This window comes from Listeria sp. SHR_NRA_18 (assembly GCF_003856515.1).
Classification (GTDB): Bacteria; Bacillota; Bacilli; order Lactobacillales; family Listeriaceae; genus Listeria_A; species Listeria_A newyorkensis.
The window spans coordinates 41,409-53,908 of the sequence record NZ_QPKR01000009.1; the positions used below are offsets into that span (position 1 = coordinate 41,409).

9 protein-coding genes are annotated in these 12,500 nt (G+C 41.8%); all 9 read right to left on the reverse strand.

The window, feature by feature from the left end; all coding sequences use genetic code 11:
* Position 1: 1 nt before the first annotated feature.
* A complete protein-coding gene (locus DUK53_RS13185; protein WP_036094901.1) occupies positions 2-655 on the reverse strand; it encodes a sugar transferase in 654 nt (217 codons plus the stop codon).
* Between the two features lie 44 nt (positions 656-699).
* A complete protein-coding gene (locus DUK53_RS13190; RefSeq protein WP_036133706.1) occupies positions 700-1,464 on the reverse strand; it encodes a glycosyltransferase family 2 protein in 765 nt (254 codons plus the stop codon).
* Positions 1,457-2,863 (reverse strand): O-antigen ligase family protein, encoded by a 1,407-nt coding sequence (locus DUK53_RS17860; protein ID WP_236637307.1) that lies wholly within the window; start codon positions 2,861-2,863, stop codon positions 1,457-1,459. Before DUK53_RS17860 ends, DUK53_RS13190 begins: the two co-directional genes overlap by 8 nt.
* A complete protein-coding gene (locus DUK53_RS13200) occupies positions 2,850-3,527 on the reverse strand; it encodes a CpsD/CapB family tyrosine-protein kinase (RefSeq protein WP_036094899.1) in 678 nt (225 codons plus the stop codon). The genes DUK53_RS17860 and DUK53_RS13200 overlap by 14 nt, the downstream gene beginning before the upstream one ends.
* A 6-nt stretch (positions 3,528-3,533) precedes the next feature.
* On the reverse strand, positions 3,534-4,196 hold the full coding sequence (locus DUK53_RS13205) for a YveK family protein (protein ID WP_036094897.1): 663 nt from the start codon (positions 4,194-4,196) through the stop codon (positions 3,534-3,536).
* Between the two features lie 12 nt (positions 4,197-4,208).
* Positions 4,209-5,345: a glycosyltransferase gene (locus DUK53_RS13210; protein ID WP_052165097.1), complete on the reverse strand. Its 1,137-nt coding sequence runs from the start codon at positions 5,343-5,345 to the stop codon at positions 4,209-4,211.
* Between the two features lie 19 nt (positions 5,346-5,364).
* Positions 5,365-5,859, reverse strand: coding sequence for a DUF4352 domain-containing protein (locus tag DUK53_RS13215; protein ID WP_036133703.1), 495 nt, complete (start codon positions 5,857-5,859; stop codon positions 5,365-5,367).
* 322 nt (positions 5,860-6,181) lie between these two features.
* Entirely contained in the window at positions 6,182-11,221 is a 5,040-nt protein-coding gene (locus tag DUK53_RS13220; RefSeq protein ID WP_161564242.1) for an Ig-like domain-containing protein, read from the reverse strand.
* A gap of 368 nt (positions 11,222-11,589) precedes the next feature.
* Positions 11,590-12,306, reverse strand: coding sequence for a Crp/Fnr family transcriptional regulator (locus DUK53_RS13225; RefSeq protein WP_036133699.1), 717 nt, complete (start codon positions 12,304-12,306; stop codon positions 11,590-11,592).
* Positions 12,307-12,500: the final 194 nt, after the last annotated feature.

The window sequence follows — 12,500 nt, forward strand, 5'->3', positions numbered from 1 at the left end:
ATTAAACCGCATCCTTACCCGTTAACACCTGTTTCACGGTCATACCGATGATTTGGATGTCTAATTTCAAGCTAAATTTCCGTACATAATAACTGTCATAGGCCATTTTCTGACCATGATTCATATTGCTTCGTCCATTCACTTGCGCCCATCCTGTCACGCCCGGTTTCACGAGCAATCTCGTTTGTTGCGTTCTTGAGTACAGATTCGTGATTGCTGGTATTTCTGGGCGTGGCCCGACTAGACTCATATCGCCACGTAATACATTGAAAAGTTGCGGTATTTCATCTAAACTGAATTTGCGAACGAAAGCACCGATGGGAGAAATTTCAGGATCATTTCCTGATACGGATTTAAAAACAAAATCGTCCGGCACACCATTTTCCCAATCGTATACATGTTTTCTAGCACCGCCCGGCTGATTACTCTTTCGCATCGAACGGAATTTAAAGATTTGGAACGGTTCATTTTTCAGACCTGTTCTCGTTTGGACAAAAATCACTTTTTCTTTCGGTGAATCTAGCTTAATCATGAGCGCTACGATGAGAAATATGGGACTTAACAAAATAATCCCGATGAGTGCTAATATAAAATCAATCATTCTTTTGACTCTTCTGTATTCATGACTGACAACTAATGTTGCTTTTTGCTCCATAATGGCTGATACCTCCTTGTTTTTTTAGTTGATAAGAGCGCTACCTACTTCACGAGTTTCACGGAACCGCCTGTTCGTAAATGTTTCACAAGTCCATTCCATAAGTAAAATGGGAAATGCGTTAATGCTGTAAATACCGACATGTTTTGACCTTTTCGGTAGACTTGCCAAATGTGTTTTGCCATCTGAATTTTATTGCTGGATAACGATACGTTGCCTTTCCGGTAAAAAGCGAGCGGCTCGGTCAGACCTTTTGCGACATGTCCTTTTTTCAAAATCGAAAGCCAGGTTGCCGTATCTTCCGCGCCTTGAAACGCAGGCATTTGCACGAGGCCGGTTTGTTTCGTATCAATCATCACCGTGAGGCAACCAATAATCGTGTTGCGCAGTAAATAGCGATAAGTCACCGTTTCTGGCACCGCTACATGCCCAGTTATCTGGTCGCCGTCTGGACTCATCACATCGTACGCCGTATAGCTGAGCGCCACTTCATTTTCTTGCATAAACGCTAGTTGTAACGCTAATTTCTCTGGTTTCCAACAATCATCACTATCTAAAAACGCCACATATCGACCTTTTGCTTGGCGAATACCATAATTTCGCGTGCCTGCCGCGCCTAGATTCGTTTCCAACGCATGTAGCTGAATCCGCGGATCTGTATAACTTTGAACAAGTGCCACCGTCTGATCCGTCGAACAATCATCTAAAATCAATAACTCAAAATCGGTAAAGCTCTGCGCTAAAACACTGTCTATCGCTGCTTGAATATGCGCCGCCGCGTTGTGTGCAGGCATAATAATACTAATCATCCTGTTTCATCCTTCCTTTTTGTAAATAACAGATATTCAAGAGGGCGAGCCCAATCCCGATACCTAAACTAAGATGCCGTTTGTCAATCGTGCTGCTAAGTCCAATACTCGCCGCCACAAAAGCAATACCAATCAAAAGCGGAATCGCCGAGGATGCACTGTACTTTTCCGTCATCCAATAACGAATCGCGACAATATGATAAGCAATGAAAAAGGCAAGCAACGGTATAAAAGCCAGCAAACCACCATTCGCCAAAGCTTCTAGCCAATAATTGTGTGGCGCCCAGTAATTGTCGGAAACCCGTTCAAAACCATACATATATTCATCCAGCCGAATCGGTAAATTTCCCGCGCCAATTCCCATAAAATGTGATTCTTTGATCATGTTCCACGAGGCTTGATACATTTGCACCCGCTCACTCGTCGAATCCCCTTTATCCGTAAAGGAATTAGTCACCATGCCAAGTAACTTTTGAACGAAACCTGAGGCATGGAAAGTCGAGACAAGTAAGGCGCCCATACCCAAAACATAAACGGCGACGAAAGACCAGATTTTAGACCATCCGAACAGCAAAACGAAAATTTCTAGAATGAGAACCAGCATCGCAAGGCGAGAATTAGTCATGATAACGAGGTAAAGCGTGATTGAACCAACCCCCAGCAACCCGCTAAGCATGATGAATTTTCGTTTCCACGTGGTAATCGACATCATCACAATCGGAAAAAAAATCGTGAGTAGCGAGGCGAAATCATTCGTATTAAACTGAAAGCCAGTTGGTTGGAACGCACTCGTTGTCGTTTCGTAAAAGAGAGAACCCGACTGACTTAAATGATTCCCCGTCAAGCATTCCCATACGCCGATCATTAAAATACCGATATAAAGCACCGTCAGCCATTTTGCCAGCATCTGATATATGTTTTCATTCCGAACATAGTAGACACATAGAAAAATGACATACAACCATTCAAAAATAAAATACAGATAACGCATGCTTTGTCCCAACTGCGGCGCCCAAAATCCAGTTGCCATCATCCCGATAAGGAAGGCAATGAAGAGGAAGAGAAAGGCTCTCACGTAACGCAATCGTAGCCAATCTTTTTTTACAAAGAATAGAAAGAGGAAAAGATGAATCGGGATTAAGAGGCGAAATAAAAAGATGTTCTCGTTACCAGGTATCCCTAGATAAGAACCAAAAAATCCAGAAAACAGAATCACAAAACTAAGTGCGGTTGTGAACTTTTCCATGTTGATTGGCAGGAAAATAAAGGCAGCAACGAAGAAAAGTGGTAAGGCCAAGAAGCCGTTGGGAAGAAAGACGCAAGCCTCTAGTACGGCGGTTAAGCCTACGATGATTACTATTAATTTGGTATGCAGTTGTAGCCAATTAATAATAGGCATACGTACTCTTCTCTTTCTTGTTATACTGCTGGCCGTTTAAAATAGCGCCAACAATCGGCACCCCAGCATTTTCAATCGATGCTTTGGCTTCTTCTACTTCATTTAGTTTCGTCACGCCATTACGAACAACTAAGACAACACCGTCACATAACGTGGCAATCATACGTCCATCCGACAACACGCGAACGGGCGGTGTGTCGATAAAAATCATATCGAATTCTTCTTCCAATTTTGCAAACACTTCTGCGAGCAATCCGGAACTCACCACTTCCAATGGATTCGAAGGTAGCGGACCTGTTGGTAAGAAAAAGAGGTTTTCCTCCGCCAAAGGAAGAATTTGATCGGCTAAGACGGATAAGTCTCGCACGCCCAACATCAAACCGCCAACTTCTCGTGGGGCAATAGACTGGGAGAGACGCGGCCGGTGCAAATCTAAATCGACCAATAACACTTTTTTGCCTAGTTTTGCGTATTCTTTGGCGATATTACTAATGCAAAATGTTTTTCCTTCGCCTTTATTGGCAGATGTAAACATGATGGTTTGTGCTTTGTCCAGCGTAGTCAGTGCGAATTGAAGACTTACTTGCGCCGAACGGATTTTTTCAGCTTCGAAGGATTTGGATTTCCCTTCAAAAAACAGTTTATTTTTCTTGAATCTAGCCATGTTGTTTTACTCTCCTTCTATCAGTGGAATGTCGCCTAAGAACCTGAGCCCAATGTCATCAAAACTTTCTCTTTGGCGGATAATATTATCGTAACTTGCTCGATATAGCACAATAACTAACGCTATGCCTAATCCAAAGCCAGCTGCTAAAATATATTTCGTCATACTGCTGACCGTGACGGGTTCACTTGCTTTTTCTAAATTTATCATTTTGGTACCGCTGAACAAATCTGGGAAATCGCTTTGCACCACAGATGCGATGCCGTTCGCGATGAGTTCAGCTTGTTCTGGGCTCGAATCCACCACGGTAATCGTAAAGACGAGCGAGTTGATGTTTCCTTTCACCGTGACTTTACTTGCGAGTTCTGCCGGCGTCATATCCAACTTATATTTATCGATGACTTCCTGCATCGTTCTCGCACTTCCAATTGTCGTACTATAGGTGTCACTGAGCTGAATCGAGGACCGGACACTATCCGAAGCCTGCGTTTCATTTTTGGGAGTGACGGTTGTGACTAAGACTTGGGTCGATGTCGTATAGTTCGGTGTAATCCAAAACTTCTCGATTCCGAACGTGAGCATGACGAGGATCGCTGGTACAATAATCAACCAATACCAAGACTTTTTAAAACTGCGTAAAATCTGTTTTGTTTTCATTGCTTCTTTCATAAATACCTCCAATTAATGCGTGTTATAAATCGTAGTTAGCATTTTCTGCGCCTCGATTCCCCAGTGATATTCCTGCTCATAAGCTAGGCGCCCTCGTTCTCCTTCTTGCGCGTAAAATGGAGAATTCGCCGCCCGCTTCTCTATTTCACATAGTAGCTTTTCTGTGTCAAACGGAGAGCTAACCGTACCACTTTGGTGCTTTTCGATAAAAGCTGCCCAATCTGGAAAGTCTGAGGCTAGGATTGGCAGTGACGCCGCCATGTATTCATATAATTTGGTAGCCATCGATTGGAGGTAGTTCGGAATCGGATGCAAAAGACAAAGACCTAAATCAGATTCCGCGTACGCTTGCCAAATTTCAGGGTAAGGAACGCGGCCGTGTATCTGTACAACCGTTTCCAGTTGGTGTTTATTCACAAACTCTTGTACTTCTATCTCTAGACTATTTGTCATCGGACCTAATAGTTTCAAACGATAAGCTTGCGGATGCTTCTCTTGTAACCGACGAATCAGTTCTAACATCTCAAAAATCCCGCGATCTTCGGTGATACTGCCAACATAAATAAGCGTGAATGGCGAAGCGGATGACGTTTTCGGAATAGCCTCCATGTAAGTTGGATAGTTATAAACAGTGGTTTTCTTACAAGACACATGTTCATAACTTTCCACGTACGATTCTTCCGCAAAAATAATATGATCACAGCTGGCCATGGTTCGTTTTTCCATCCGCAAAATCCATTTTTGAAGTGGCTTTCTTAAAATAGCGGGAATCCATGTTTTTGTCTCAATATCTGCTGGAAAATTTTCATGCATATCATAGGTTAGAATAGCATCTGGTTTTTTCTTACGTAACTTCGGTAAAAGTAGGAGCAGTTCTGGATCATGAATGTGGTAGTACATCGCGTCAGACGCTTTTGCAATCTTGTAAAGTTTGCGCCAACGAACGGGACGTGCTAGTCGCGACGTACTCGCAGGTAGTAAATGAACCCGTAAGCCTGGATGTTTCACGACCTCCATCCCATTATCAATCGCGTAAAAGTCCACCTCGAACCCTGCATCAGCAAGCGTCATCGCTTCTTTATAAAAAATGCGTGTGTCATTCCAAACATGAACCGAACTGAACATCATTATTTTTTTTGCATTTAGCACGTTTGGTACCTTCTTTTCTTTATTTTTTAGGTGCGCCGATCTCCCATTTCAACGTTTGTTCTTTCGCTGCATTCGCTGGGTGGTAGACTAGTGTGTAATCTTTACCGTTTTTTGGAATAGCAAAGTAAGCGTTACCGTCAAGTGCTTTTCCAGCTGGGATAACATCGCCGAAGCTGTCATGGTAACCGAATGTTTGGATTTTCTTTCCGTCTGTTGTTTCTAAGTGGAAGTCTCCTGCACCAATGCCGAATTCGGATTTCGTCTTGTTCGCAATGTGCATCGGGATAACCGTTAGCTCTTTTCCTTTTTCGTTAAATGTGTCATCTTGTTTATAGGTGAACTTCTTCGGCGTCATTTCTATGTCGGCAATGACTTTTTTCTTGTCTAGGTCCGTTTGTGTTTGTTGCGTTGCTTTAGGAGTATCATCTTCTTTTGCCGCACTACAGCCAGCCATTGTTGTACCTAATGTCAAAACAGTAGCTGCGGTAATCATTATTTTTTGATATTTTTTCATAGGAAAAATCCTCATTTCTTAGAATAGATATATAAAATCTTGTTTCTATCAAGATTTCAGCGTGTCGACAAACACTCATTTTCGTCGTTAAAAACTCCGTTCCAGTGCTCACGTACCTGAGTACGCTCCACGCTGGTACTCGCTTTTGCCTAGAAACTAAGCATTTGTCGACACGCTGAGGTTTTGCGAAAAATCACGTGAAGCAGTTTTCCTACAATCTGAAATCTTGTTTCTATCAAGATTTGTTGACAATTTCAAATGTGACTTTTTATTGAAAGGCGTATCCTAAGAACAGCGTCCTAGGATACCTGCCTTCAAACGTTTATTTTATAGTGACGTCAACTGTTACTGGATTCCAATTCTTGTCGTAACCTTTGATTTGAACCACATCGCTTGCAGACGTAATTTTGTCTTTTGCGTAGACAGTGAATGTTTGTGCTGTTGCATCAAACCCACCTGTACGAGCTTTCACGCCGTTTACCCAAAGTTCTACGCCGTTCATTGTGCCCGTGTAGGAACCAGTTAGGTTATCTGTGTTTAGCGTATAAGAAGTAGCGCCGATTTTTAGTGCGTCTGGTGATTCACTTGCTGCTTTGACTGTGACAGGTGCCGTTACTTCTTTGCCGTCTTTATCTGTTCCAACGACTGTCACGACATCTGTTGTAGACTTGATTTTATCTTGGGCATAGATAGTGAATGTTTGACCGTCTATTTGACCTGTACGAGCGAGTACACCATTCACGTATAGTTTAATACCTGTACTTACGCCATCAAGTTTACCTGTTACATTTGAATCGCCAATTGTATACGCATCTGGAGTAATTTTTAATGTTTGGCCTGCTGCTGCTTTTACGTTTACTGGTGTGCGATCTAGTTCTTGCCAGTTTTTGTCGTATAATACGATTTCGACTTTATCTGTTGCTGACTTGATGTAGTCTTTCGCGTACACTTGGTACGTGCCTGTTGCGGTGTCTAGTGCGCCATTTTTAACGAGTACGTCATTTACAAATAGTTGTACTTTCGCACCAGCGCCTGTGTATGTTCCAGTGATGTTGTTGTCGCCTAAGTTGTAATCTGCTGCTGTCACGACTGACGGGATACGCTCGCCTAAAACGGTAGAAGTTGCCGCTAAACCTGGAACGTTCGCCGAGTTAATGGCACGAACCGTGAAGTTGTTGCCAATCACTTGCATGAATGCTTTATCTGATGCGTAAATTTTGTACGTGCCATCTGGGTTTACTAGGCCTGTGCGTAGTAGTGTGCCATTGTTGTCGTAAAGACCGATTTTGAACGTTGCAAGATCTGTTTTACCAGTGACATATTCGTCGCCTTTGTTGTAATCATTGATAGATGGTTTGCCTAAAAGCGCTGTTAGAATCGTGCTTTTCGTTGGTGCTGTCGCTGTTCCGGCTACGTCAATGGCTCTGACGGAGAATTCATCACCGACAACGCGCATCGCTGTTTTATCAGAAGCATAGATTTTGTATGTTCCCGTTGCTGCATCTACTGCGCCGTAACGAAGTAAGTTGCCATCTTTGTCGTAAAGACCAATTTTGCTCGTTGCTTTGTCTGTTTTACCAGTGATATATTCTTGACCTGCATAGTAAGGATCAATGGTTGGTTGTCCAAGTGTCGCGCCTTTAACCGTTGCGGTTGTTGGTTTACTTACATTACCTGCTGCGTCTTTAGCAACGGCTGTAAATTCTTTACCTACAATCTTCATGTCTGCGTTGTCGTTTACGTAGATTTTGAAGGTACCGTCTGCTGCTACGTCACCTGTGCGAATATCTTTGCCACCTACAGAAATCGTTACTTTTGTTGCTGGTGCTGTTGCTTTACCTGTCACATATCCGCCATCTACAACGTAATCATTGATTGTTGGAGGAGCAACGATTACTGCTCTTGCTTTAACTGTGCTTGTTGCTTTGTCGCCTGGTTTGCCATTCGCATCTGTTGCGTAGGCTTGGAAAGTTGTTCCTGCTACGCCCATTGCTGCGTTATCGTTGACATAGATTCTGTACGTGCCATTCGCTGCAACATCTACTGTACGAATTATTTTACCTGCTACTTCAACGGTTACTTTCGTCGCACCTGCTGGAGCTGTTCCAGTCACATAGCCGTCATTCACGTAGTAATCATTGATTGTTGGTGCTGCAATAGTTTGTCCTGCTTTTACGATTGTTTCTGCTTTTGCGATTTTGCCATCTTTTGTTGCTGTTGCTGTTACGACGGTTCCTTCTGCTTGTGGTGTAATGATCAAGCTGTATTTACCGTCTGATCCTACTTTTCCTGATCCGATTGTTGTTCCTGCTGCATTTTTAATGACGATGTCTGCATTTGGTTCTGCTGTTCCTGTTGCTACCGTGGAATCAGCCGTTAGCGCGTTAATCGTTGTTGGCGCAATCGCATCACGGATAACTGTTGTTTGTGCTTCTGCTGATTTGCCATCTTTTGTTGCTATTGCTGTTACGATTGTTCCTGCTGGTTGCTTGTCAATCGTCAAACTGTATTTACCATCTGACCCGACTGTTCCTGATCCAATGGTTGTTCCAGCTCCATTTTTGATAACGATTGCTGCATTCGGTTCGGCTGTCCCTGTTGCTACTGTGGAATCTGTTGTTAGTGCGTTGATTGTTGTCGGAGCAATATTTTTACCTGCTGTTACAATCGTGTCTGCGCTTGCTGATTTACCATCTTTAGTAGCCGTTGCCGTTACGACGGTTCCCTCGGCTTGTTTATCAATGGTTAAATTGTATTTGCCGTCTGATCCTACTTTTCCTGATCCGATTGTTGTTCCTGCTGCGTTTTTAATCACGATATCTGCATTCGGTTCTGCTGTTCCTGTTGCATTTGTAGAATCAGCTGTTAGTGCGTTGATTGTTGTTGGAGCAATGGCATCACGTATAACTGTTGTATGTGCGCTTGATGTTTTTCCGTCTTTTGTCGCTGTTGCTGTTACGACTGTTCCCTCGGCTTGTTTCGCAATCGTCAAGCTGTAAATGCCGTCTGATCCAACGCGCCCTTTCGCTAGTTCTTTACCGTTTTGATCAGTAATCACGATGTTTGCGTTTGGTTCTGCTTTTCCTGAAACAGATACAGAATCCGTTGTAAGTGCGTTAATTGTCGTTTTATCAATACCATCACGTTCTACAATGGTTGATGCTTTCGATGTTAATCCTGCCAAAGAAGCTGTTACTGAAATAGTTGTTCCTTCTGGTTGTTTGGCAATTGTTAAACTGTAAATACCATCTGATCCAACGCGGCCAGTTGCCAGTTGTTTACCATCTTGATCTTCTACAACAAGTGTGGCATTCGGTTCTGCTGTTCCTGAAATGGACACTGACTCAGTAGTAACTTTGTTAATTGTTGTCGGTTCAAGTTCACCGCGAACGACTGTAGTTTGAGCGGTCGATGTTTTGCCATCTTTTGTTGCTGTAGCTGTTACGATTGTTCCAGCTGCTTGCTTCGGAATAGTGATGCTGTATTTGCCGTCTGATCCTACTTTTCCGCTTCCAAGTGTCTCTCCAGCACTATTTTGGATTTCAATAGATGCGTTTGGTTCTGCTGTGCCTTCTGCTAGCACTGATTTTGTTGTTAGCGCTGAGATCGTTGTTTGTTCAAGGTCACCTTGTGTTACTGTTGTAGTCGCATGAGAAGAAGCTGTTCCTTTTGTCGCCGTTGCTGTGACTCTTGTGCCTACATCTTGTTGTGAAATGGTAATGCTGTAGCTTCCGTCTGATCCTACTTTTCCAGAACCTATGACTTCACCGTTTGCTTTGATTTCAATGTCTGCATTTGGTTCCGCTGTTCCTGTTGCTTTAGTTGAATCTGTTGTGAGAGGTGCAATCGTTGTTTGTTCAATCGCTGCTTGGATGACTGTCGTTGATGCAGAAGATGTAATACCATTAGAGTCAGCTGTTGCCGTTACGACTGTTCCAGCGGCTTGTTTCTCGATAGTAACGTCGTAGTAACCGTCTGATCCTACTTTTCCTTGACCTAGTGTTACTCCTGCTGCATTCTTAATCACGATGTTTGCATTTGGTTCCGCTAGACCGACTACGTGCGTCGAATCTGTCGTAAGGTCATCGATGGTTGTTTTTGTAATATTCGTTAAGGCATAGCTACCACCAAATAATTTACCCGTTGTTTTACTTACAAATTGTGATTGGAACTGCGCACTGTTTGACGTCAAGTTCTTTTGGCTTAAGTTCCCTTTATCCCAACCAGACAAGTCGAATGTTGCTGTTTTAAAATCGTTATAGTTATGCGTTGGCTTGTCATTGTTGATGAAACCATAATCCCATGTAGACAGGCCTTTATCAGAATTGATGTTAATTTTTGTGGAAGCACCAGCATAGTTCGCAAAAACAGAACCAGTCGCATTCGTATTTGTAATGGCAAAGTTTGAACCATTCTCAAATGTTAGGGCTTTACCGGTTTGGACTGTTCCTTGTACACCTTTGGAAGTCGCAACGAAATCCGCTCCTGATTGAACAGTTAAGCTACCGTTTGTAATGGAAATACCTTCTTCGACTGTATCGCCTGCATTAGCCTTGAATTTCGCTCCTGATTTAACGACCATATTCCCGCCAGTCGCGTAAATGGCTTGTTTCGTGCCAGAATTCAGCTCCATGTTTCCTGCGACAGAAATTTGTGTGCTATTATTAGCCACATAAAGCGTATATGATTTTGAATTGACTTTCATATTAGAATTCGCTTCTTGCGTTAGATCCCCAACAACGTAGAGTGCCGTCAAACCAGAGTCAACGGAATTGAAATCAACATCTGCACCCTCTTTAATTATCAGGTTCGTTCCTTGGAAAATTTCTTCATAATTGGCAGTTGCTTTAATATTTCCTTCTAAAATGGCTGTACCTTTCGCATTGTAAATAAATTGTTTACCGCTAGAAGTGACATCCTTATACGTAACTTGCACGCCAGCATACTCTGACCAGAATAACGGATAAATATTTTGGTTAGTGATTGTTAGATTTTCTACGCGATTGACAGAATCTGCTTTGGCAACTCCAATTTTATTCATATTCATATCAAGCGTGTGTCCATCACCATATAGGTTTTTTTGTGTTGTGAAGTTAAACGTTGCTGCTAGTTTAATGTCTGCTGTTAGTTTAATGTCTGTTATTGTTTTGCTTTCCAAAGCTGCTCTTAGCTCTGCAGATGTTGCTACCTCTGTTGCATTAGCAGGGGCAGCGGTAGGTGCGGCTGCTGACACTGCATTTTTAAGTGCTTCTTCACTTGCAAATACGTTAACCGGTAGTGTACTTAGTAGCGAGCTCCCAACCAAGACGGTTGCTAAAGCGATTGTTCCACTTTTTCTGACGATATTATTTTTCGTTGACATTAATTAATGTCCTCCTCTGATTTAAATTATTATTACTTTTATAGTTGCGCAACTATTTTTTGGACTGAGTTCAAAAGAGTTAACTTGAATCAATCGGCTTGTTACATTTTTTCATCCTAACGACATCCTTTCTTGTTTGAAATTAATAACCTAAAAAATCTAATTATATTTTTTATCCAAATATTAAAAATTCAATATTACTAATAACTACTTTTATTTTATGGGCTACGTTGCGCTATGCATTATTCCGCGGTGAGATGCTTTGTGCCTCATTATCTTCCTGTCGATTCTTAGTATATAATAGAAATCTTCGTCTGTTTTCTAGTATTTAGAATTATAATAATAATTTTCGAATACTTTGTGACAACTTACGAAAAAACTTCTAATTTCATTTCAAGCTTAGATTTATCCATAAAAATCGCGCTTTTGATAGTATAGATGTACCCTTCTTCTTGCAGCTTTTGTAGCACACTTGTGATGGTGTTAGGATTTAAATTCGCATACTGAGCGATCATGCCTTTACTTATTTGTCTCGGAAAGCAGATGATATTTTTTTCTGAGGTCTCTTCACCGTATTTTTCACCTAGCTCTAGAAGTACAGAACTGATCCTTTGTCGCGTCGGAAGCCTGAGTAATTCCTCTTTTTTCACCATTTGATTCACCAAATTTTGCATGTGCACATAATGATAAAAATAGCCTTCTTGCGTGTTCATTATTTTTTCAATGATGTCCTCTTTTGCATATCTGGTCACAACCAATTCCTCGGATAGAACCTGATATGTATATGCCGGATCACTTCCAAGCATCAAATTAGAAAGCCCTAGTACGTCTCGTGCTGTATAGAAATCAACAACGATTCCTTTTCCAATCGACCCCGTCACAATACCTTCTTCAATAAAATAAATGGCATTTAAATCATTATTCGCTTTCAAAATAATATCGTTCCTATTGAAGGTTTTCTTCACGCCTCTCACTGGAAAAATACAATCTTCTTCTATAAATCGGCGGAATCTACGCTCACTAAACTGGCTTGCTATCGAGGCTTCACCGTACAAACTGTTCATATCTATCATATTATTCTGCATCTAAACATTCTCCTTCCACATTATCGATTATTTATATGCATTTTCTCTTGGTAGTGAACGGAACTTAGTATAGAACAAAAATGAGAATCTATTTTCTAAAATCCAGAATAAATAGGTAGCATTTTGAACATTTTATGACTTTTCGCCACAGATGTGTGTCCTTTTATGACTTTTTATCATATTTTTATTTCTGC